We start from the raw sequence: 21,904 nt of genomic DNA, 5'->3' as shown, positions 1-21,904 counted from the left end.
AGCGCGATCGATCCGCCGTCGATGGGCCGCTTTCAGCTTGCCACGGTCATGATTCGCAAGCCGTCCGCTCATCTGGAGCGGCGGCTTGCACTTCATAATGACCATAGTGACGATGTCGAGCGAACTGTCAGTTGAACAAGAAAGTTTCGACTCGCCGCGCGGAGAGATGGCGTGGCTCGCCGATCTAGTCTACGTGAATGGGCGGTTCGAACGGAGCCTCGCGCTCGTTTGCGACCGGCGCGGGCGCGTTGTTCAACTGACTCGTTCTCTGCCGGATGGCGTTCACGTAGTGCGTTTGCGCGGGCGCGTGATCTTGCCGGGACTGGTCAATGCGCACTCGCACGCTTTTCATCGCGCGCTTCGTGCGAGAACGGAACGGCGCACCGCTGAGCGCGATTCCTTTTGGACGTGGCGCGAGATGATGTATGAGCTTGCGGCGCGGCTCGGACCGGAAGAACTGCGCGCGATCTCACGCATGGCCTTTTTGGAGATGGCGCTCGGCGGCGTCTCCACGGTCGGCGAATTCCACTACTTGCACCACGCGCCGGAAGGGACGCCTTATGACGAACCGGTGCTTTTAGCCAAGGTGGTCATCCGCGCCGCGCTCGACGTTGGATTGAGGGTCAGTTTGTTGCACGCGCTTTACATGCGCGCTGGCTTCGACCGCGCGCTCGACAAGCGGCAACGGCGCTTCGTTCACGAGGACGTTGAGACGTACTTCGAGGGAGTGAAGGCGCTCCGCCGCGAATTCCGCGACGAAGAGCGCGTGCGCGTCGGCGTTGCGCCGCACAGCGTGCGTGCCGTGCCGCGAGAGGCGTTGCGTGAAGTCGCCAAGTTCGCTGCGCATGAGCGTCTTCCGGTCCACATGCACGTCGCGGAGCAACCAGCCGAAATCGAAGCATGTCTGCAAGAGTACGGGCACACGCCCGTCCGGTTGCTCGCCGAAGAGGGGATGCTGAACGAACGCTTCACGGCGATCCATGCCATTCACATTGATGAAGACGAAGCTCGACTTCTCGGCGAAGCCAAGGCGCACGTTTGCGCGTGTCCGACGACGGAGAGGAATCTCGGCGATGGCATCGTCGCTGCCGATACGCTCTTGCGTCACGGCGCGAGGATCGCTCTTGGGACGGACAGCCACGCGCAGATCGATCTTTTCGAAGACGCGCGCGAGCTTGAGTTGAATCTGCGCCTCAAACGTTTAGGGCGCGCGTTGCTTGCCCCGGCCATGAAGGACGAGCGAAACTCAGCGATTGGTTCCGGCGGTGGGGACGAATCTGAAGGCGAGAGCCTTGCGACGCGATTGTTTGCAGCGGCGACGGAGAATGGGGCATCAAGCCTAGGATGTGAGGCGGGCCGACTCGCAGCCGGAGCGTGGGCCGATTTCTTTACGATGGACCTGAACGATCCGGCCATCGTCGGCGCGGACGATTCATCTCTCCTTGCGCATATCGTCTTCGCCGCCGGGCGCAGCGCCGTGCGTGATGTCGTCGTAGGCGGGAAGATGATCGTGCGCGACGGAAAGCACGAAGCGCAAGACGAGATCGCGGCGGAGTTCGCCGCACTGCAAAAGCGCCTCTGGTCATAACGCACGCTCCGCAAAAGGGCGGAAGTTTGAAGCGGTCCGCCGCATTTCAAAAACGTCTTTGACCGCGACGCCGAACCTTCGGATTTCATCGGATTGGTGTAAACTTATGGTCCGGTCGCGTAACCTTTGCGTCGTTTCGATCCGACGGTCGAGCGGGATTTCGCACCGAGGTTCTGCTTCATGAAGCTGCTATTTTTGCCGATGGCGATCTTCTTAATGGCCCTTCTTTACTCTTCGGTCGGGCATGGTGGAGCATCGGGCTATCTAGCCGCGATGGCCCTTTTCGGCGTTCCGCCAGAGATCATGCGCCCGAGCGCGCTCACGCTCAACCTGATCGTCTCGCTGATCGCCGCTCTGCAATTCTATCGCGAAGGCCACTTTTCGTGGCGCCTCTTCTCGATGTTCGCCGCGGCGTCCATTCCGGCAGCCTATCTCGGCGGGAGCATACACCTTCCGACGCGCGTTTATAAACCGCTCGTCGGGTGCGTGCTGCTCTTCGCTGCGTGGCGTTTGTGGACCAGCCTGCGCGGAGGGAGCGAAGAGGTGAAAGATCCGCCTCTTGCGCTCGCGCTTCTGCTCGGCGGATTGATCGGGTTGTTGTCAGGATTGACGGGCGTCGGCGGTGGCATCTTCCTTAGTCCGCTGTTGATATTGGCCGGGTGGGCGACGGCGCGACAGACCGCAGGCATTTCCGCTGCCTTCATCTTCGTCAATTCGGCAGCCGGGTTGATGGGCAATCCGGCGAGCCTGCGATTGCTTCCGAGTTCCTTCCCGTTCTGGGCCGCTGCTGCGCTCATCGGCGGACTGATCGGTTCAGAGTTGGGGCGACGTCGTTTGCCTCCGCGAACGCTCCGCCGCGTGCTAGCGCTCGTGCTGGTGGTCGCTGGATTGAAGATGATCTTCGGCTAGCTGTAATAGTGGCATCGGTCTTAACCGTTAGGCGCGCACATTCATCTAACTTTATACCGAACTGGAATTGAGCTGAAAATCTAGAAGTTTTCGCCTTGACCCTATGGCGAGAGCCTAACGTGTTGCCTAGGATTATCGAACTCGGCTAGGATTGGCGATATGTGAGTAAAAGCCGAATTGGAGGTGGAATAGCCGAGTTGTATGGGTAAATGGCCTTGGCTATTAGCTAGGCAAGGCGCGTCCGCTCTCCCGCTTTGTCTCGTAGTTAAGAGGGATCGAAGGGGCGCATCAGTTGGCGTTAAGGAAAGAAGCACCAGAGTCATTATTAGGCTGGTAGGGGGCGCGAAGTGTCCACGCATTTTTGAAATCCCCTTTCTGTGTTTGGGACCTTGCGCCGCCCTGCGCTAAGATGTGTGTCGCGTGCCTGCACCTTTGCGCAAGGGTGGCGCAGAGGTCATGGTTGATAAGCAAGCCTCGTCAGTGCACTGGCTGGTGTGCTGGCGAGGCTTTTCTTTGACCGCTGTCGCTCATCCATCTCGTCGCCCTTCGCCACAAGGCTGCCCTCCTGAGCGCTGAGCCGTTAGCAGTGGCAACGCGCACTAGCGACCACGCGGGCCAACTTCTCTCTGGATGAATCGTGAGCCAGCAATGGCTTACAGTGGCATTTCGGGCAGGTGGAGGCGAAGGCGGCGAGGTGAACATCTTAGACTTGCTCCTGGGTTGTTCGTCCCGCTTCCCGAACGCAAGTGAGAGAGCGTTCAGGGGCTATCGAGTTGCCGCTTCCGAGGGTGGTGGGGTGACCACGCGCCCAAGCTATCTGTACGATACGTCAGCGAGAGTCTGACGTTAAGGATCAACTCTGCACCTTGTACCAGCAGATCACATTGATCTGCGGCACGCCTTCTTGACAACGTGGACGCCAATGTAGCGTTTTTTTTTGCGGTGTCAAGGGGGATTTTTAAGACAGCGCGGCGGCACACACCTTGCTCGGTCGCTAGCGGGCCTGATTTTGCTCGAAAAGGCTTGGGGATGGCGGCATCGAGGTGCCAGAAGCGACCGCATGACTCCGAATGAGGGTGATCTAGATGTATGGTAAAGTGGTTGTCTCGGTCACAGTCGCGTCTTGAGCCGTCTGAGCGCGGTTGATCTAGATGTATGGCAAAGTGGTTATTTGGTCGAGTTGATCGAACGATTGATCGAAAGATTCAGTCGGGAGACCGTTGATCTGGATGCAGAGTGAAGTGGTTGTCAGTTTCGGCAATGCTTGACATCAACGCGCATTCGCGTTTGACCTAGCGCAGGGTGAAGTGGTTGTGCTCGAAAAGGGCAAACGGTTTCAATAGAGGAGCGAAACTCGCTCGCCGGTCGAAGACTAGTAAAACCTGCCCTACGCTCGAAAAGGGCAAACGGTTTCAATCGAGAGCGAGACGGCCATTTAGAGCGCGCGGGAGTCGCGGCGCGGATCGAGCCAAACGACTTCAAATAGATGGCAGGGCGGCCTTCAACCGCGCGCTTTCGAAGCGCCGACGAAAGTCCATGTCTAAAGGATCGAGGCGGAAGGATTCTTGCAGCGCATCCTTCCGCCTCCGGATTTCCCCATTGAACTTCTGAAATAGTTCAGGCGGCCTCTTTGCTGAAAGCCCAAGCTTTGGGCGTCGATTTTATCCCGCCGCTTGGCCAGCGAGCGTGCGCTTGCTCGCTTCGGACAGGATGGGCGCGTCTTCCATCAGCGCTTCGTCCACGAGTTTGCGTTGTTCGAGTTCGTGAATCGTGTACGAACCGGTCGCCGGACTGGCCGACGGTGCGCGTCCGACGTAGCGCAAGCGCGCGTCTTCGGGAAGCAGCGCTTCGATGCGCGGTTGGACGAAGGTCCAAGCGCCCATGTTCTTCGGCTCCTCTTGCACCCAGAGGAACTCGCGCGCTCGTTCGTAACGCGCGAGCGCCGCACGCAAAGCGCTTTCGGGGAAAGGATAGAGCTGCTCCAAACGCACGATGGCAATGCGCACGTCTTCCGAGCGCTTGCGCGCTTCGCTCAGATCGTAATAGACCTTGCCGCTACAGAAGATCACGCGATGCACGCGCGACGCATCCTTCACCTCCGGGTCATCGAGCACGGGTTGGAACCCGCCCGACGTCAACTGGTCCAGCGTCGAACTCGCTGCCGGCAAGCGGAGCAAACTCTTCGGCGTCATCACGACGAGCGGACGCGCCGCTTCTTGCTTCACTTGTCGGCGCAGAAGGTGAAAGTATTGCGCTGGAGTCGTCGGGTAGCAGACGGTCATGTTGTTTTCGGCGCACAGTTGCAGGAAGCGTTCGAGCCGTGCGCTCGAATGCTCCGGCCCCTGCCCTTCGTAGCCGTGCGGGAGCAGCAGAGTGAGGCGCGACGGCTGTTGCCATTTGTCTTGGCCTGAAGCGATGAACTGATCGATCATGATCTGCGCGCCGTTGGCGAAGTCGCCGAATTGCGCTTCCCACATCACGAGCGCATCGCGCGCGACCACCGAATAGCCGTACTCGAAGCCGAGCACGCCCTCTTCCGAAAGAGAACTATCGTAGACTTCGAAGCGCGCCGTCGGATTGACGGGCGAACGAAGCTCCGCAAGCGGCGACCACGCTTCGCCCGTTTGCGTGTCGTAGAGCACGGCGTGGCGCTGGCTGAAGGTGCCGCGCCCGGAATCCTGCCCGCTCAAGCGCACGCGCCGGCCTTCGATCACCAAAGAGCCGAAGGCGACCGCTTCGGCAAACGCCCAATCGATCGGCGCTTGCCCTTCGCTCATCTTGGCACGGCGCGTCAGTTGGCTGACCATCTTCGGGTTGACGTGGAAGCCTTCGGGTACAACGGCGATCTTGTGTCCGATCTCGCGCACCACTTCGACCGAGACGGGCGTTTCGATCACCGTTGAGCCGTCCTCTTCGGGCACGGGCGGCGGAAGCTCTTTCGGCGCCGGACGCAGCTTGACCTGCTCTTTGGCGCGCGCCCAGACCTCTTCGTAGCGGCGCACGCGCTCTTCGATGAGTTGTTGCAGTTCCTCTTCGGTGATGACGCCTTCGCGGATAAGCTGGCGCGCGTATTTGACGCGCACGCCTTCGTGCTCGCGCACGCGCGCGTACATGAGCGGTTGCGTGTAACTCGGCTCATCCGTTTCGTTGTGGCCCAGTCGGCGGAAACCGACCAGATCGATCACCACATCCTTGTGGAACTTCTGGCGAAAATCGAGCGCGATCTGAAGCACGCGATAGGCCGCTTCCGGATCGTCAGCGTTGACGTGAAAGATCGGAAGCTGCGTCATCTTCGCCACGTCGGTCGAATAGATGGTCGAACGTCCGGCTTCAGGCGAAGTGGTAAAGCCGATCTGATTGTTGATGATGATGTGGATCGTGCCGCCGGTGCGATACCCTTTGAGGTCGGCGAGGTTGAGCGTCTCCATGACGACGCCCTGCCCGGCGAAGGCCGCATCGCCGTGAAGCAGCACGGGCAAGTAGCGCGCCCAGGCTTCTTCCGGCGAGAGGCCCTGTTCGTCCTTGGCGATGTCCTGTTTGGCGCGAACCATGCCCTCGACCACCGGATCGACAGCTTCGAGATGGCTCGGGTTGGGCGAGACGGTCAAACGCACCTGTCGCCCGTCAGCCGTCTCGCGCACGCCGGTCGCGCCTTGGTGGTATTTGACGTCGCCCTCGTCAGCCGGGAAGTTCGGGTGGACCGATCCTTCGAAGGCGACGAAGATCCGTTCGCAGAAGCGTCCGATGACGTTGGCCAGCACGTTCAAACGCCCGCGATGGGCCATGCCGATGGTGATATCTTCGACGCCGCGCCGAGCCGCGCCTTCGATCAGCTGGTCCAAGAGCGGGATGATCGTCTCCGTCCCTTCGAGCGAGAAACGCTTCTGGCCCAGATACTTCGTGTGCAGGAAACGCTCGAACTGCTCGGCGGAGATGAGCTTCCAGAGGATCTGCTTCTTGACCTCGACGGGCACGGGTTCGGGCGGCGCTTCCAACCGCTCCTGCAACCAGCGCTTCTGTTCGAGGCTCTGGATGTGGCGATACTCGACGCCGATCGTGCCGCAGTAGGAGCGATGGAGCATGTCGAGGATCTGGCGCAAGGTCGCGCGCTCGACGCCGCCCAACCCCCCGGTGACAAACTCGCGATCCAGATCCCAGATCGTCAGCCCGTAAGTTTCAATGTCAAGCTCCGGATGATAGAGCACGGGCATCGCATGGAGCGGATCGAGATCGGCGATCAGGTGGCCGCGAATGCGATAGGCGTTGATCAACTCGCGCACGCGCACCTGTTTGACCATCTGCTCGCGCTGATGCTCGGCATCGAAGATCGGCGGCAGACGATCGACCGACCAGCGCATCGGTTTATAGGGGATGCCAAGATCCGCGAAGATCTCTTGATAGAAATCGTGCTCGCCGAGCAGCAGTTCGTGAATGCGAGCCAAGAACGCGCCCGATTCGGCCCCCTGAATGATGCGGTGGTCATATGTGCTCGTGATGTTGATGACCTTGCTGATCGCCAGTTGCGACAGCAGTTCAGGCGCCATCGCTTGATACTCAGCCGGGTACTCGATCGCGCCCGTGGCGATGATGACCGATTGACCGGCCATCAGGCGCGGCATGGATGCGACCGTGCCGATAGTGCCCGGATTGGTCAAGGAGACGGTGGTGCCTTGAAAATCGGCGACCTGGAGTTTCCCGTCGCGCGCGCGCCGGATGATGTCGTCGTAGGCGGCGAGAAACTCTGAAAAACGCATCGCGCCGACGTTCTTGATGTTCGGCACGACGAGCGAGCGCGTGCCGTCTTTGCGTTCGAGATCGACGGCGATGCCGAGATTGATCTCGCGCCGACGGATGCGCGAAGGAACGCCGTTGACCACGGCGTAAGCATCGTTCAGGCGTGGGAAGGCTTCGAGCGCACGCACGATGGCCCACGCGATCAAGTGCGTGTAAGAGGCCTTGCCGCGCCCTTTCTGTTGCAGGTGGCGATTGATGATGAGGCGATTCTCTTCAAGAACCTTGACGGGCACCTTCCGCTGCGAAGTGGCGGTCGGCACCGACAGGCTCGTCTCCATGTTCTCGACGATCTTCAGCGCCGGCCCGCGAATCGGCTCCGCTTCGCCTTCAGCGATCACGGCCGTCGCTGCAGAGGTGGCGACCGCTTTCGGTTTCGGCGGTTGTGTGGCGACCGCTTCGGGCAATTGTTCGCCGTTGATGCCGAGTTCGCTCAATAGCTCTGTGAAATAGGCGCGCCAAGATTCGTCCACCAGGCTCGGATCGCTCCGAAACCGATTGAAGAGCGTCTCGACATAGGTGGCGTTGGCGCCGAAATGTTCTGCGATATATTCTGATAGATCCACGTTTCGTCCGTTTGGGTTCATCTCGCCAGCGTCCTCGTGAACTTTCGCGGTAATGCGCATGTCAAAGGCCAACCGCTTAAACTAATAGAGTAGCACTAACCGATGCAGATTGCATCCGGAGAAGCGCATGGGGTGCGAGTGTGGCGATCTGGACGGGAAGGCGCGTTGTGGCTAACTCGCTCTATGCCACGCCGCCGTCATCGCCATCCGCTGTTGATCTGGACGGGAAGGCGCGCGGTCGCTAATATCTTAGGCGCGAAAATGCGGAGTGGAGGCCCAAAATGGGGAAGTGCAAGCGGCAGGATGTGCGGCCCGAACGGAGACGTTTTGCGAAATCCGTAGCGGCGGCGCTGATCTCAGCGCCGCTACTTACGACCCACCGCGGCGAGGCTCAGGCGAAACAGGCGGCCACAGCTCAGAGTGCGCCTTCAACTGCGGCCAAAGCCTCAGCTCTTGTCAAGGCCTATGCGGAAGTTGCGCGCGCGCGCTTCGGCCAGCAGTTGACTTCCGAGGAGATGGATCGGTTGAAGCGTGAACTCGATGGCTACGCGCGTTCGAGCGAACGACTGCGTGCATTCAAGCTGAAGAACAGCGACGAACCCGATTTCATCTTCCGCGCTTAAAAGGTTACGCGCTGTTGGCTTGATTAACGAGAAGTACTTGTTAGGGAGCGAGAGCGATGTCCGTGCAGATCGAGCGTCGTCATTTCACCGTCAGCGAATATCACCGTATGGCCGAGGCGGGCATTTTAACGGAAGACGATCGTGTGGAGTTGATCGACGGGGAGATCATCGAGATGGCACCAATCGGCGTGCGACATGCCGCGTGCGTTGACAAGCTGGCTGATTGGTTCCGGGAACGGCTGGGTCGCGCTGCGATCGTTCGAGTGCAAAACCCTATTCGATTAGACGAGTACTCAGAGCCGGAACCGGACATCGCGCTTCTTCGGCGGCGCGAAGATTTCTACTCGCAAAGCGCTCCGACGCCAAACGACGTCTTTCTGATCGTCGAAGTGAGCGATTCTTCCGCTGAATACGACCGGAAGGTCAAAGTTCCGCTCTATGCGCGAGCGCAGGTCACCGAAGTTTGGCTGGTCGATCTTGTCGAAGAGTCGGTCGAAGTCTACGCCCAGCCGTTTGGCGGAGGTTACTTAAAATTTGAAAATTTGAAACGGGGCGACACGCTCGCGCCGCAGGCTTTCCCCGATCTTCATCTCGAAGTCGCGGATATTTTCTGAGGCGCGGACGGACAATCGCAGGCCGTCGAGTGGAGCTTATGCTCGGAAGCGTTGTGTTATAGAATTTTGCGAAAGGATCTTCAAGGAGCGAGAGCGATGTCCGTGCAGATCGAGCGTCGTCATTTCACCGTCAGCGAATATCACCGTATGGCTACAGCGGGTATCTTTACAGAAGACGATCGTGTGGAGTTGATCGACGGGGAGATCATCGAGATGGCACCAATCGGTGTGCGGCATGCCGCGTGCGTCGCAAAGCTCGCTGAAGTGTTCAGCCGATATTTGCAGAGCGCGGCGATCATCTGGGTGCAGAATCCAGTTCGTTTGGATGAACGTTCGGAGCCGGAACCGGACATCGCGCTTCTTCGGCGGCGCGAAGATTTCTACTCGCAAAGCGCTCCGACGCCTGAAGATGTGTTGTTGATCGTTGAGGTCGGGGATTCGTCAGTCGAGTACGATCGAAAGCTGAAAGTCCCGCTCTATGCGCGTGCAGGCGTCGTCGAAGTCTGGTTGATCGATCTTACGGAGAGCCTAATCGAAGTTTATGCGCAACCGGTTAGTGGCGCATACCAAGTCTTCAAACGTCTGAAATATGGCGATGCGCTCGCGCCGCAGGCTTTCCCCGATCTTCATTTAGAAGTTGCCCAAATTTTGGTTTGACGAAAACCATGCTTCCCGACACGATTCCGTTCGCTCCCGTGCGCGAGTTGGCCGAACAGATACGCACGCGGCGGCTCTCGCCGGTCGAACTTGCGGAAATATATCTCGACCGTTTAGAGAGTATCGGACCGCGGCTTGGAGCCGTGGTCACGGTGATGCGCGAGGCGGCTCTTGAAGAGGCGCGCGAGCGAGAGCGCGAGTTGCGTCGTGGACGCTGGCGCGGGCCGCTGCACGGCATCCCATACGGCGCGAAGGATCTGCTTGCGACGCGCAACGCGCCGACGACGTGGGGCGCGGCGCCTTACAAAGATCAACGCTTCGACTACGATGCGACGGTCATTCGCCGCCTGCGCGAAGCGGGTGCCGTGCTCGTGGCGAAGCTGGCGATGATCGAGCTTGCGGGCGGCATGGGTTACAACGAAGCGAGCGCTTCCTTCACTGGTCCATGTCGCACGCCGTGGAACTTGAACTACTGGAGCGGCGGTTCGTCTTCCGGGCCGGGCGCCGCGGTCGCCGCTGGACTCGTCGCCTTCGCCATCGGTTCGGAGACTTCCGGTTCAATCATCACGCCGGCGGCTTTCTGTGGCGTTGCGGGTTTGCGCCCCACTTACGGTCTGGTTTCGCGGCATGGGGCGATGGCCCTTTCGTGGACGCTCGACAAGCTCGGCCCGATGTGCCGCACGGCGGACGATTGCGGTCTGGTGCTTGCGGCGATCGCTGGACCGGACCCGCTCGATCCGACGACGCGCGATGTGAAATTCTCCTATCCGTTCCGGCGCCGCGCGATGCCTTTGCGGCGTCTGCGCATCGCCGTGATGAAGGATTCATACGAGAAAGCGCAGCGCGAGGTGCGCGAAAATTTCCTGCGTGCGCTCGACGTTCTCCGCCGCTTCGCTGCTGTCGAGATGGATGTCGCGCTGCCGGACTTCCCATATGGCCCAGCGGTCGGAACGATCGTCGATGCCGAAGGCGCGAGCGCCTTTCGCGATCTGATCGAATCGGGGCGCGTGCGTGAACTAGCCTCGCCGCAAGGGCGCGTCGGCGGATACGCGGCTTCGCTCGTAACGGCGGTCGATTATCTTCACGCGATGCGCATGCGCGCGCCGATGCGTCGGGCGTGGGCCGCGATGTTCAAAAAGTACGACGTGCTCGTCGCGCCGTCGCGCTCGACCGTCGCCTACCCGCTCGATAAGCCTTTCAATCAAGCCTATCCGGGCATCGCGGCTTCGTCGCCGATCGGGGCGAGCAATTTGGTGGGCGTTCCGGCTATCTCCGTGCCGAATGGTTTCGGTCAGAGCGATCTTCCCACTGGCATACAGTTCATCGGCCCAGCGTTCAGCGAAAATCTCTTGATCGAAGTCGCCCATCGCTATCAGCAAATGACCGCTTGGCATGAGCGGCATCCGAAGTTGAGCTGAGCGCCTGAAAGCGATCACACCTGTCAACTGATTACGGCACCCAAGGGCTTCAGCGCGCTGGTCTCCCGCTGTAATTCAACGGGGCGACCTTTGTGGCATCGCCTTTGCCAAAGCTTGGCGATCGGGAGGTTGGCCGTATGCTGAGTCTGGTGCGATCGAGCTTGTGTCTCCTTGTCGCGACTTCGCTGCTCGCGCAAAGCGGCATCGCACAGGGCGCGGCCGATGCGAAGTTGGATGCTTGGATGACCGTTAAATCTCTGCGGGTTGGCGAGAGGTTGCTAGTGCGGTTGAAAACTAGCAAAAGCGTTGAAGGTCGGCTGCTGCAGATTACGGATGAGATGCTGCGCCTTTCGCGCAGGGAAGAGATCTTGGTGTTGAAGCGTGAGGAGGTGGCGAAGATTTATCTTCTGCCTGAGGATTCGAAAGAGGCGAAGACCTACGGTGCGATCGGCGGAGCCATCGGTGGGGCGGTTGGGCTGCTCAGTTTCATCGGGTTGGGCATAAGCGGAGGGCGCGGTGGCGGTGTCACGGGCAGCCTCTTATTACTAGGAGCGCCGGTCGTCGGCGGACTCATCGGGCGAAAGATCGGTGAGAGGAGATCGCGCAAGCTGATCTACGAAACGGCTTCGCAGGGCCAGCAGAGAGTTGGACCGTAGCATCAATCGCTAACCAATCAGCGATAGACGCTTTCCGTCGCAGGGCCAACAGAAAGTTGGCCCGTAGCCCAGCGTTACTCAGTCGGCGAATCGTCTCTAAACGCGGGGCTCTGGGCGAAAGCTCTATGCCGCTCGACCTATGATCGGAGGGCGACTTTCGATCGGACCGCCTCAGCGCGCGCCGTTTCGCTCAGAGATTCATTTCAAGCAGGCGCGGGAGGTCGAGGATGAGCGCAAGGGTGCCATCGGGAAGTTCGGTGGCGCCGCTGATGCCGCGCCAATGTGCGGCGTGGCGACCGAGGCCGCGGACTAGAACTTCGCTGTGCCCCTCCCAGCTATCGACGGCTACGGCGACGCGCAAGGTCTGCATCGGGCCGTTCGATTCGAACCGGTGGCCTTGGTGGATGCGCGAGATGATCACGGGGAGTCGTTCGTCGGCGCGCTTGCTCTTGTCGGGAGGTTGCGCGAGCAAGGTGCGCAGATGAACGAAGGGCAGAAGCGCGCCGCGCCAGCGGATGGTTTCTACTGTCCCGATCTTCTCGATCTCGGACTTTTTGATGAAGCCGGCTTCGATGATGTGATTGGCTGGAATGCAATATCGCTGGTCCAGCGAACGAACGATCAGCGAGGGCATGAGCGTGAGCGTCGTCGGCAGGACAAGCTCGAAGGTCGTCCCTCGACCGATATGGCTCGAAAGGCGCAGTTCTCCGCCCATCTGTTCCACGGTTCGTTCGACTACGTCAAGACCGACGCCGCGTCCCGATACTTCGGAGACGGTCGCCGCCGTCGAGAACCCGGGACGGAAGATCAGGCGCAAGATCTGTTGTTCGGTCAGCGGCGCATCTTCGGCGATGAGGCCGCGTTCAACGGCGACTCGGCGCACACGTTCGGGATCTATGCCTCGTCCATCATCGCTGATGCGGACCAGTATACGGCTGCCTTCGGAAACCGCTTCGATGCTGATCTTGCCGCGTTCGCTCTTGTTCGCCCGGCGACGCTCTTCGGGCGTTTCGATGCCGTGATCGACGGCGTTTCGAACTAGATGGAGAAGCGGATCGGATATTCTGTCGGCGAGCGATTTGTCTAACCGAACGTCGCCGCCGCCGATTTCGATCTCGATATCTTTATTGGCGGCGCGCGCCGTCGCGCGTGCTGCGCGCGCGGTCCGTTCCAGCGTTTGCGCGATTGGGATCATGCGCAGTTCCACTAGCCGCTCTTCGAGTTCGAGGAAACGGCGGTGGATGCGAGGCTGCAGCAGTTCGGCTTCGATCCGGGCGCCGGATAGGTTGAGGGCGCTTACCGTATCGGTGAAAAGCTCATGCAGAGCGAAGACTATCTCGTCAAGTTCATCGAGCGGAACGCGGACCATCGCGCTCGGTGAAACGATCTCGGCGGCGCCCCTTTCAGGCTTCGCCGCGGAATCTACGCTCTCGGTAACGGCTCGTTCCGACTCGGGCGCCTCTTTGGGCGGCGTGTGCAGCGAGAGTTCGTCGAGGTTGATGGCGAAAGAGGATCCGATCTGTTCGAGCGCGTCACGGCTGCGCTCGCTGGCGTAGAGGATCAGAAAGCGCACCTTATCCGTGGCGCTCGCTTCCGCGCTCGGGAGCGTTGAGATGACTTCGCCGCATTCGCTGAGCGCATCGCGCAACTGTCTGAACTTCTCATCGAAGCTCGCTAGTTCGAATTCGACATTGATCAGGTAAAAACGCGATCCTTCCTTTGCCGCTTCGCGTATGCGGTGGCGTTCATAGTCGGTCAACGTGCTGGCGATTTCGGAAGGGAGCGCGGCGAGGATTGCGTCGATGGTTGGGCGCGGCATCGTAAGACGGCGCAGGCTTTCGATCAGATCGCTTGCCGAAGGGACGGGCTCGCCGCGCGCGACTCGGGCGAGCGCGCCATCGAGCGCATGCGCCGCTTGTTCGAAGCAATCTAGGGCTGTCTCGTCGATCTCTATGCGACCCATGCGCGCAGCGTCGAGCAACGATTCGAATTCATGGGCGAGTTGCGATATCTCATTGAAGCCGAGGGCTGCGGATGACCCTTTCAGGGTGTGAGTGTGGCGGAAGATGCGCGCCAGAAGTTCGCGCCGTTCATGCCCCTCCGTTTGGGGATCGCGGAGCGCTCTTATGTCGTTGTAGAGGGCTTCGGTGAGCTCTTCAGCTTCGGCGAAGAAGATCTGTAGAAGTTCATCCATAGTCAAGCTTCAAAGCGTCGCGCGACATGGATCACTCGTCCCCTTCGGCTTCTTCGGCACGCGGCTGTTCTAGGTCGAGGTCGCGTTTGATGGCGTCGAGGATGCCGTTGATGAACTGCGTCGCTTCGAAGGTCGAAAATCGGCGCGCGATCTCCAACGCTTCGTTGATGACGACGGCGCGCGGCGTCGATTCGTAGAGGAACTCGTAGACTGACATGCGTAGGATGTTGCGATCGACCACCGCCATGCGCTCGATGCGCCAGTGTTCGGCGCGCCGCCTGATGCGCTCGTCGAGCTCCGGAAGATGCGCGAGCACTCCGGTTACGAGCCGGGTGGCGAACTGGCGCGCCTCTTCATCCAAGTCCGCATCTGCGAGCTCGGTCCAGTAGGTGCGTACCAACTCATCGGTACGCGCCTTCGAGATATCAGCCGCAAAGAGCATTTGCAAGGCGCATTCGCGCGCCTTACGCCTTAAACCCATAATTGACGTGACGAAGGGCGAGTCTCAACGCGAAACCCGCGTTTGCGGTGTTGCCGCACGAGATCAGCTTATCTGTCGATCTCATGATACAGATTGACGAGTTCGACTGCTGCCAGAGCTGCTTCAAACCCCTTATTCCCAGCCTTCAATCCGGCGCGATCCATCGCTTGCTCGACCGTTTCCGCGGTGACGATGCCGAAAGTGATGGGCACGCCGGTCTCCATCGCCGCTTGGGCGATCCCCGTCGCCGCACACGAGGCGACGTATTCGAAGTGCGGCGTCTCGCCGCGAATGATCACGCCTAAACAGATGACGGCATCGAAACGCCCCGCTGCGGCCAGCTTGCGTGCAAGCGGCGGGATCTCGAATGAGCCGGGAACGCGAAAATGCTCGATCGCGCTCTCATCTGCGCCTAAACGGATGAGCGCATCGAGCGCGCCTTCGACCAGCCGCATCGTCAAAGGTTCGTTCCAACGACTGGAGATGATGGCGAAGCGAAATCCAGCCGCGTTCAACTTCCCTTGATGAACGATCGGTTGCACTTCTTCTTTACGAACTTTTTCGAATCTAGCTCAAGCCTCTGGCAGTATAGGAGAAGCTTGCCTGAGTTACAAGTCGTTCGCCATTCGCTCCAAGCACAGCGAAGCGGTGTCGCTCGGGCCGGTTTGGAGAAGTAAGATCTCGCCCTGATCTCGATCGCTCTCGGCGTTCAGAGGCGGAGCAGATCCATCGGGACCGGATTCTTCGGATCTTTCGTGTAGTCGTAGAACCCGCGTCCGCTCTTGCGACCATGGAGGCCGGCTTTGACCATACGTTTGAGCAGCGGCGGCGGTGCGAAGCGCTTTTCGCGGAACTCGTTGAACATGATCTCTGCGATGTAGTAGGTCGTATCGAGTCCGACGAAATCGCACAGCGTGAGCGGCCCCATCGGATGGCCGCACCCTAACCTCATCGCCGTATCGATATCGACGATGCTGCCGACACCTTCTTCGAGCGCGCGGATGGCGTCGAGCAGATAAGGCACGAGCAAGCGGTTGACGATAAAACCCGTGCGATCGCTCGTGCGCACTGGGATCTTGCCGAGCCGTTCGGCGAAGCGGACCGCCTGTTCATAGACATCATCATCGGTGAGAATCGTGCGGACCACTTCGACGAGCTTCATGATCGGTACCGGATTGAAGAAGTGAAGCCCGATGAAGCGTCTCTGCCGTTCGGGCGAGGTCGCCGTCATCATCTCGGTGATCGAAAGCGACGAGGTGTTCGAGGCGAAGATCGTCTCCGGTTTACAGATCGAATCGAGATGCCTGAAGGTATCGCACTTGAGTTCGAGATTTTCGATGATGGCTTCGATCACGATGTCGCAATCTGATAGCTCTTCGAGCGAGGTCGTGCCGCGCAATCGCTTGCGAATCTCCTCGCGTTGCTCGGCGGTGAGCGTCCCTTTCTCGACGAATTTGGCGAGCGAGTTCTCGATCGCCGAGAACCCTTTAGCGAGCGGCTCTTCCGCCACCTCGCGCACCACCGTTTCGAACCCGGCTGTCGCGGCCACTTGCGCGATCCCTGACCCCATCAGCCCGCAACCTAGGACCCCGACTTTTTTGATCTCCATGCTCTTCCTCCTCGTTGAGATTTAGAGTTCGCCGCCTAATCCCTTCCCTCGTCGAGGATCAGGCCTGAGAGGCGAAGAGTTTGACGGCACCTTCGTGCGATTTCGGTTGAAGGCGGCTGAAAAAGCGCGCCTCGAAACTTGCGGAGAGCGTTAACTCCTCTCGCGCCCGTTCGGCGCTGGTTCGAGCGTGATGCCGTAGCGGTGTCCGTCAAGCTCGACCCAGAGTTTGAACCGTTCGCGCCAAGATTCGAAGGCCAGCAGAAGATTCTCGCGTTCCGTCCCCAGAGCCGGCGAGCGCGCTTGGTTTCGTGTGGCCTCGGCCAGCGCGCGCGCGCGCATCAGCAGCGCCTTGAGCTCATAACGCAGTTGATCGGCTTGGTCATCGAGGTAGGGCGCATAATCGAGCGCGCGTAGACCATCTTCGGCGGCTTGCGCGTCGCCTTTGGTGAAGGCGATGAGAAAGGCTTGTTCGCCTCGATTGATCGCTTCGACGTAGGCTTCGACGCCGCCCTTGCCCATCTTGATCTTGTTGACGGCGTTCTCGATGGTCGGAGGCGGCGCGCTGAAATGCGTCGCGATCATGTAAAAGCTCGAGACGACTAGCAGGAGCAGCGAGACCTGTAGCGCGCGCCAGAACAGAGCGAAATTGGCGCTCTCGCCGGGGCGTTTGTAATCGACGATGAGGGCGAGCGCGATTCCGCTTAAAAGTCCGCCGATATGTGCGCCGTTGTCGATGAAGCCGCGCCCGGCGTATCCGATGATGAGATTGACGATGATGATCGGCAGCATCCCCGTACCGAAAGCGCGTTTGAACCCTTCGGGAAGCTCGCGGCGATATTTGATGCCGAAAACGAAGAGGACGCCGATCAACCCGAACAGCGCGCCCGAGGCGCCGACCGATGGCGCATCCTGCGCGCGGAAGAGAAAGCTCGTCAATCGCCCTGTGGCCAGTTCGGGCCTCACCGTCAGATAGCTTGCCGCTACGCCGACGATCCCCGATACGATCCAGAAGACGACGAACTTCGCCGAACCGTAGAGCCGTTCGACATACGGGCCGAGAACCCATAGACCGTACATGTTGAAGAAAAGGTGAATCGGGCCGGCGTGCAAGAATATGGGCGTGACGAAACGCCACCACTCGCCGCGATCGATCAATGCGTTGAGCTTCGCCCCGTAGGCGACGAGCACGCTGTAATTCTCCGACCCGCCGGAAAGCGCCATCAGTACGGAAAAGAAGATGTTGACCGTCAGAAAGATGATCGTGAACGGGGCGGGACGCGAGAAGATCGCGTAGATGAAACGGCGCGTTTCCGATTCGCGCGCTGGCGCAAATCGAACGGGAGCGCCGCATTGCATGCAAAACATTTCGTCTGCGCCGACGAGCGCGCCACAGTGGCGGCAAACGCTCGGTCGCCCGACGTATGCCGTTCTGTCCACAGGTTCTTCCGCCAAGAGTCAACCTCGCTCGATTCAGCGTCGCTCGTTCACGATTCTAACACCGAAGGGGGCGAAGCGCGATCCGCATTCCATCGGTTGCGTGACCTAAGTGAATCGTTTGACCTGGGCGCTTTCTAAGGTCCATCGGCATCGATTTGGGCCTGGAGACGGACCTCGTGCGGGGCGCTTTCATCCGCGACCGATTCGAGCGGAATGTGCCATGCGAAAGATCTTACGCGACACAGTCCCGTGTTGTCTTCGCGGCAATAGTAGAGCGTCGCCTGCACATTGATCTCCGCTTCTCCGGATCGAAACGGGCGCAAAGGCACGCGCAGCGGGAGCGCGACTTCTTGGCCGCGCCAAATCAACTCCCTCGTCGCCGCGCCTAACTCCAGAATCCCATCCCCTTTTTCGATCTTCACGCTCGCGCGTTGGGGAGCGAATGGGTTCAGATGGTATCCGGAAGGCAACGCGATATCGAGCACCAAAACTGCCGTTTCGCCCTTTCGGACGCGCTTTCGCGGGAGCGTAACCGGAGCGACCGCCGGGACATATGCCGTAGATCGTTCCTCAGTAGGTCGTGGCGGGGCGAGCCCTTTGATCGGCAGCGTGCTCGTCTGCGCGCTGCGTAGATCGATGACGCGCACAGCATGGTTATTTGTATCAGCGACGTAGATCTTATCACTAGTGACGCTCAGCCCGCCCGGTTCATAGAAACTCGGGCGCCGACCATCATCATGGCCCGGTCTTCCCGTGCCGGCGAAAGTGGTCACGGTGCGGGTTAGCGGATCGAGCCGTCTGATCTTGTGGTTATAAGTATCAGCGATGTAGAGCGCGCCGTCGCGATAGGCGATGCCCAGAGGATGCTGAAAACGCGCCTCGTCTCCGCGCCCATCACGATCGCCGAAATCGAAAAGGTCGCCGCCAGCGAGCGTGCGCACTCGCCCATCTGTCGCGAGATCGATCGCGCGAATGATGTTCGATTCGCTATCGGCGACATAGAGCGTGCGCTCATCGGTCGCCAGGCCGGACGGTTGGGCGAAGGCTGCCTCTTCGCGCGTCCCATCGGCGCGCGCCTCTACGCCGGAGCCAGCAAAGACGCTTAGCTTGCCTCGGTCGAGGTCCAGTTGCCAGATCTGATGTGGTCCGGCCATGGCGATGTAGAGCTTGCGTCCGATTAGCTGCAGATCCCATGGCGAAGAGAGCGCCGTCGCCCGCGCGTCGCCTTCGCGGATCGAATAATCGGTCAGTTGCTCACCGGTCCCGGCAATGGTTTCGACTCGACGCGCCTTCAGATCGATGCGACGGATCGCGTGATTGCCCGTGTCGGCAACGTAGAGCATGTCGCCATCGAGCGCCATCCCTTGCGGAGTTTTAAACGTCGCGCGATCGGTTGGCCCATCAATCATCCCCGCCGCGCCCGTGCCGATGGTTTCGATGAGGGTGCCGTCAAAACGCGCGACGACGATGCGATGGTGGTTCGAATCGGCGATGAAGAGCCGCTGGCTTTTCTCATCCGCGAGGATCTTGCCGGGAAAGGCGAGCGGCGTATCGCCGACCTTAGCTCGCTCAAGAGCGAAGCTGAGCGGCTCTTCGTTCAGTTTGCCGCGCCGCCGAAATTCGGCGACCAGTTCGTCAATCGCGCGATCCAAAAGCTCGTAGTGGCCTTCGCCCGTGACGGTTCCGGCGATGTAACCTTCCGGATCGATCAAAACCAGCGTCGGCCATCCGCGCACCGCATAGCTTTGCCAGATAGCGAACGACGCATCGTTGACCACCGGATGTTCGATGCCATAGCGAAGGATGATGCGCCGGATGTTCTCCGTCTCGCGCTCGTTCTCGAATTTGGCGGAGTGAACCCCGATGACGACCAGTTGATTAGCGTATTTCTTCTCGAGCCGTTTGAGGTCGGGGATGATGTGGATGCAGTTGATGCAACCGTAGGTCCAAAAATCGAGCAGGACGACCTTGCCGCGCAACGCGGTCAGCGATAGCGGACGATCCGTGTTGAGCCACCCGCTGTTTGGCGCAAGCTCCGGCGCACGTACACGCGCTTGGGTTCGCATCGTTTGAGCCTTCGGTGAACATGCGAGGCCGCTCAAAATCAGCAGCAGGCCGAGGTTCAAGATCGCCAGCGAAGCGCGAACGAGTCGCCGCGGCGCCGTGCGATTGGGGACGGCGATCTGGAGCCCAACCATGGTCTCGCGCCCTCTAGCCTTCGCTCCGCTTTGATTCGGACAATAGCTGGTCCAAACGTTCGATGGCGCGGCGAAGATGTGGAATCGTGATCGAGCCGCCGACCACCAGAGCGACGTTGAAAGCGTCGAGGAATTCCGGGCGCGTCACCCCCAAACGGACGCACTGTTTCAGATGGTAAGTCACGCAGTCGTCACAACGCAGGACCAGAGAGGCGACAAGTCCCATCAACTCTTTGGTCCGGCTGTCGAGCGCGCCCGGCTCGTAGGCCTGCGTGTCGAGCGCGAAGAAGCGCTTGATCCCCAAATGGCCGCTGCCCAGCAGCCGTTCGTTCATCTCGGCGCGATAGCGGTCGAATTCATCCATCGAAATCCCCTCATCTTTGGGCGACACACATCTTCTCACCCGGATAGTTTAGCACGTCCGCGGGCGCGAAATCCCGTCAGCCGTGCGCGCTCATCTATTGACACTTGCCGGTCCGCATGTTAGAAGACATAGCGCGCGAGGCGCGATCCTTTCTCTTTAAGCTTTCTTCCGAACGGGTCCGTTCAGCTCGCCATGAGCGAAGATTTCGATGCGATCGCCATTCTGCCCCGGACGCTCGGTCTCCCCGGCGAGATTGAAGCCGCGAAACGGGAACTGTTGATCATGCGCGTCGGCGCGCGTCTGATCGGGATCTTCGCCGATGAAGCGTGGTACATCGTTCGGCATAAAAAACTGACGCCTTTGCCGCGGGCGCCGCGCGCGGTGTGTGGCGTGGTCGCCATTCGCGGCCAGATGTACACCGTCATCGCCTCGCACGAGCTTCTCGATCTTCAAGGGGAAAGCGATCGAAGAGGTTTTATCGTCGCTCTGCGCGGCGATGAACAGATAGCGCTCAGCGTCGATGCGGTCGAAGGCGTGATCGAAGTCCGCGAAAGTGAGTTACAGGTGCTGGCGACGAGCCCGAAATTGATGCGCGGAGCGGTCGAGTACGGCGATCAGTTGATTGCCATCCTCGATACATCGCGCATCTTCGAAGCGGCGATCGGATGATCTCTTTGAACGGCGGTCTCGGTCGAGCCTTCTGATCCGTGAAATCATCGAGGATCATCTTGGATCAAGGTTGTCGCGTCCACCGAACGAGTTCAGCGGTGGGGGATGCCGGCTCGTAGAAGATCCGCTCGACTTTCGATTATGCCCATCTTCCCCGAAACGCGGTCCGCGTTGGTGCTGCGAGAGAAGACCTTCCTGAGCCTTCGTAATCTGATCTACGAGGCGTCGGGCCTCTTCTTCGATCAGCTGAACCGACAGACCTTCGAACAACGCCTGCGCTTGCGCGTTGAGGCGCTGCGTTTCGACAGTTTCGAACGGTACTACCTTTACCTTCGCTATGCCGATCACGATGGCGAGGAGTTGCAACGCGCGATCGATGCGCTCGCCGTGCATGAAACATATTTCTTCCGCGAAAAGCGCGCGCTGCAGGCCTTCGGCCAAGAGATCCTTCCGCTGCTCGAACGGAGTAATTCGGATCTCCGCGCGCTCCGCATCTGGAGCGCCGGTTGCTCGACGGGCGAAGAGGCATATACGCTCGCCATGCTCGTGCTCGAGTCCGGCCTTTTTGTCGACTGGGATGTGAAGATCATCGGGAGCGACATCTCGCCGCGCGTGATCGCCAAAGCGACCCTCGGGCGTTATCCGCGAACGGCCTTCCGCGCGATGGAGCGCAGATTACGCGCCCGGTACTTCAAACGGCAAGCGGATGGTTCGTGGCAGGTGATCCCCGAATTGCGCCGGATGGTGACGTTCAATCGGGTCAATCTGATAGCCGAAGGATCGGACGAGAGCCTAGGCGACTTCGATGTCATCTTCTGTCGTAACGTGCTGATCTATTTCGATCAGCGCGCGCGCCAGCGCGCGATCTCGACGCTTCATCGCGCTTTGCGCGACGGCGGCTATCTCGTGCTCGGAGCCGCCGAGTCGCTGATGGCTTCGGATACGCCCTTCAAACTGGTCCGCTTGCAAAACGACTTCGTCTATCAAAAGTGAGCGGGCCGGGCAGTGGCTTCGCCCGTTTGCGATTTCGGGAGATGGCCCTCTACCGCGGATCGCTCTTGCGAGGCGCGAGAATGGCCAGTTGGCTCCTGAGGTCGTTTGCCGAGAGGGACGCGCCGCCTAACTCAGCT

17 protein-coding genes are annotated in these 21,904 nt (G+C 60.0%); 9 read left to right on the top strand and 8 right to left on the bottom strand.

What is annotated here, in order from left to right; translation table 11 throughout:
• Positions 1-97: 97 nt before the first annotated feature.
• Positions 98-1,588 (top strand): formimidoylglutamate deiminase, encoded by a 1,491-nt coding sequence (locus tag PYK22_RS09010; RefSeq protein ID WP_211197655.1) that lies wholly within the window; start codon positions 98-100, stop codon positions 1,586-1,588.
• 180 nt (positions 1,589-1,768) lie between these two features.
• Positions 1,769-2,497 carry a sulfite exporter TauE/SafE family protein gene (locus tag PYK22_RS09005; RefSeq protein WP_041976626.1) on the top strand — a complete coding sequence of 243 codons (729 nt, stop codon included), beginning with the start codon at positions 1,769-1,771 and terminating at the stop codon, positions 2,495-2,497.
• Positions 2,498-4,158: 1,661 nt separating this feature from the next.
• Here the strand turns inward: PYK22_RS09005 and PYK22_RS09000 are convergent.
• Positions 4,159-7,875 (bottom strand): multifunctional oxoglutarate decarboxylase/oxoglutarate dehydrogenase thiamine pyrophosphate-binding subunit/dihydrolipoyllysine-residue succinyltransferase subunit, encoded by a 3,717-nt coding sequence (locus tag PYK22_RS09000; protein ID WP_083437759.1) that lies wholly within the window; start codon positions 7,873-7,875, stop codon positions 4,159-4,161.
• 260 nt (positions 7,876-8,135) lie between these two features.
• On the opposite strand from PYK22_RS09000, the gene PYK22_RS08995 reads away from it, so the two are divergent.
• The 5 genes from PYK22_RS08995 to PYK22_RS16650 all read left to right on the top strand — a co-directional run bounded on the left by PYK22_RS08995 (position 8,136) and on the right by PYK22_RS16650 (position 11,822).
• Positions 8,136-8,477, top strand: coding sequence for a hypothetical protein (locus PYK22_RS08995; RefSeq protein ID WP_041976351.1), 342 nt, complete (start codon positions 8,136-8,138; stop codon positions 8,475-8,477).
• Between the two features lie 56 nt (positions 8,478-8,533).
• On the top strand, positions 8,534-9,091 hold the full coding sequence (locus PYK22_RS08990; RefSeq protein ID WP_041976348.1) for a Uma2 family endonuclease: 558 nt from the start codon (positions 8,534-8,536) through the stop codon (positions 9,089-9,091).
• A gap of 96 nt (positions 9,092-9,187) precedes the next feature.
• Positions 9,188-9,748, top strand: a complete 561-nt coding sequence (locus PYK22_RS08985; protein ID WP_041976347.1) for a Uma2 family endonuclease — start codon at positions 9,188-9,190, stop codon at positions 9,746-9,748.
• Positions 9,749-9,756: 8 nt separating this feature from the next.
• On the top strand, positions 9,757-11,166 hold the full coding sequence (locus tag PYK22_RS08980; RefSeq protein ID WP_041976622.1) for an amidase: 1,410 nt from the start codon (positions 9,757-9,759) through the stop codon (positions 11,164-11,166).
• 137 nt (positions 11,167-11,303) lie between these two features.
• Positions 11,304-11,822 (top strand): hypothetical protein, encoded by a 519-nt coding sequence (locus tag PYK22_RS16650; protein WP_060635504.1) that lies wholly within the window; start codon positions 11,304-11,306, stop codon positions 11,820-11,822.
• 190 nt (positions 11,823-12,012) lie between these two features.
• On the opposite strand, the gene PYK22_RS08975 is transcribed toward PYK22_RS16650, so the two are convergent.
• The 7 genes from PYK22_RS08975 to PYK22_RS08945 all read right to left on the bottom strand — a co-directional run bounded on the left by PYK22_RS08975 (position 12,013) and on the right by PYK22_RS08945 (position 20,132).
• On the bottom strand, positions 12,013-14,016 hold the full coding sequence (locus PYK22_RS08975; protein WP_041976346.1) for a chemotaxis protein CheA: 2,004 nt from the start codon (positions 14,014-14,016) through the stop codon (positions 12,013-12,015).
• Positions 14,017-14,047: 31 nt separating this feature from the next.
• Positions 14,048-14,497 (bottom strand): transcription antitermination factor NusB, encoded by a 450-nt coding sequence (gene nusB, locus PYK22_RS08970; protein WP_041976344.1) that lies wholly within the window; start codon positions 14,495-14,497, stop codon positions 14,048-14,050.
• A gap of 68 nt (positions 14,498-14,565) precedes the next feature.
• Positions 14,566-15,030 (bottom strand): 6,7-dimethyl-8-ribityllumazine synthase, encoded by a 465-nt coding sequence (gene ribH, locus PYK22_RS08965; protein WP_041976620.1) that lies wholly within the window; start codon positions 15,028-15,030, stop codon positions 14,566-14,568.
• Positions 15,031-15,206: 176 nt separating this feature from the next.
• Positions 15,207-16,106: a 3-hydroxyacyl-CoA dehydrogenase family protein gene (locus PYK22_RS08960; RefSeq protein WP_041976341.1), complete on the bottom strand. Its 900-nt coding sequence runs from the start codon at positions 16,104-16,106 to the stop codon at positions 15,207-15,209.
• A 150-nt stretch (positions 16,107-16,256) separates the two neighbouring features.
• A complete protein-coding gene (locus PYK22_RS16645) occupies positions 16,257-17,543 on the bottom strand; it encodes a rhomboid family intramembrane serine protease (protein WP_157770779.1) in 1,287 nt (428 codons plus the stop codon).
• 134 nt (positions 17,544-17,677) lie between these two features.
• Positions 17,678-19,741 carry a thioredoxin-like domain-containing protein gene (locus PYK22_RS08950; RefSeq protein ID WP_211197654.1) on the bottom strand — a complete coding sequence of 688 codons (2,064 nt, stop codon included), beginning with the start codon at positions 19,739-19,741 and terminating at the stop codon, positions 17,678-17,680.
• Positions 19,742-19,754: 13 nt separating this feature from the next.
• Positions 19,755-20,132 carry a carboxymuconolactone decarboxylase family protein gene (locus PYK22_RS08945; protein ID WP_041976338.1) on the bottom strand — a complete coding sequence of 126 codons (378 nt, stop codon included), beginning with the start codon at positions 20,130-20,132 and terminating at the stop codon, positions 19,755-19,757.
• 165 nt (positions 20,133-20,297) lie between these two features.
• On the opposite strand from PYK22_RS08945, the gene PYK22_RS08940 reads away from it, so the two are divergent.
• Both PYK22_RS08940 and PYK22_RS08935 read left to right on the top strand, forming a co-directional pair.
• The gene (locus PYK22_RS08940; RefSeq protein ID WP_041976335.1) at positions 20,298-20,774 is read left to right on the top strand and encodes a chemotaxis protein CheW; all 477 of its coding nucleotides are present in this window, start codon (positions 20,298-20,300) and stop codon (positions 20,772-20,774) included.
• Between the two features lie 174 nt (positions 20,775-20,948).
• A complete protein-coding gene (locus tag PYK22_RS08935) occupies positions 20,949-21,767 on the top strand; it encodes a CheR family methyltransferase (protein ID WP_162199825.1) in 819 nt (272 codons plus the stop codon).
• The last annotated feature ends 137 nt before the right edge of the window (positions 21,768-21,904 follow it).

The organism is Pyrinomonas methylaliphatogenes (genome assembly GCF_000820845.2).
GTDB lineage: Bacteria > Acidobacteriota > Blastocatellia > Pyrinomonadales > Pyrinomonadaceae > Pyrinomonas > Pyrinomonas methylaliphatogenes.
The sequence above is the reverse complement of the archived record's forward strand: the minus strand, read 5'-3'. Positions and strand labels throughout refer to the sequence as shown.

What these genes read in the sequence shown, in the direction of transcription:
- PYK22_RS09010 (WP_211197655.1), top strand. Translation starts at nt 98, where the DNA reads ATGACCATAGTGACGATGTCGAGCGAACTGTCAGTTGAACAAGAAAGT.
- PYK22_RS09005 (WP_041976626.1), top strand. Translation starts at nt 1,769, where the DNA reads ATGAAGCTGCTATTTTTGCCGATGGCGATCTTCTTAATGGCCCTTCTT.
- PYK22_RS09000 (WP_083437759.1), bottom strand. Translation starts at nt 7,875, where the DNA reads ATGAACCCAAACGGACGAAACGTGGATCTATCAGAATATATCGCAGAA.
- PYK22_RS08995 (WP_041976351.1), top strand. Translation starts at nt 8,136, where the DNA reads ATGGGGAAGTGCAAGCGGCAGGATGTGCGGCCCGAACGGAGACGTTTT.
- PYK22_RS08990 (WP_041976348.1), top strand. Translation starts at nt 8,534, where the DNA reads ATGTCCGTGCAGATCGAGCGTCGTCATTTCACCGTCAGCGAATATCAC.
- PYK22_RS08985 (WP_041976347.1), top strand. Translation starts at nt 9,188, where the DNA reads ATGTCCGTGCAGATCGAGCGTCGTCATTTCACCGTCAGCGAATATCAC.
- PYK22_RS08980 (WP_041976622.1), top strand. Translation starts at nt 9,757, where the DNA reads ATGCTTCCCGACACGATTCCGTTCGCTCCCGTGCGCGAGTTGGCCGAA.
- PYK22_RS16650 (WP_060635504.1), top strand. Translation starts at nt 11,304, where the DNA reads ATGCTGAGTCTGGTGCGATCGAGCTTGTGTCTCCTTGTCGCGACTTCG.
- PYK22_RS08975 (WP_041976346.1), bottom strand. Translation starts at nt 14,016, where the DNA reads ATGGATGAACTTCTACAGATCTTCTTCGCCGAAGCTGAAGAGCTCACC.
- nusB (WP_041976344.1), bottom strand. Translation starts at nt 14,497, where the DNA reads ATGGGTTTAAGGCGTAAGGCGCGCGAATGCGCCTTGCAAATGCTCTTT.
- PYK22_RS08960 (WP_041976341.1), bottom strand. Translation starts at nt 16,106, where the DNA reads ATGGAGATCAAAAAAGTCGGGGTCCTAGGTTGCGGGCTGATGGGGTCA.
- PYK22_RS08950 (WP_211197654.1), bottom strand. Translation starts at nt 19,741, where the DNA reads ATGGTTGGGCTCCAGATCGCCGTCCCCAATCGCACGGCGCCGCGGCGA.
- PYK22_RS08940 (WP_041976335.1), top strand. Translation starts at nt 20,298, where the DNA reads ATGAGCGAAGATTTCGATGCGATCGCCATTCTGCCCCGGACGCTCGGT.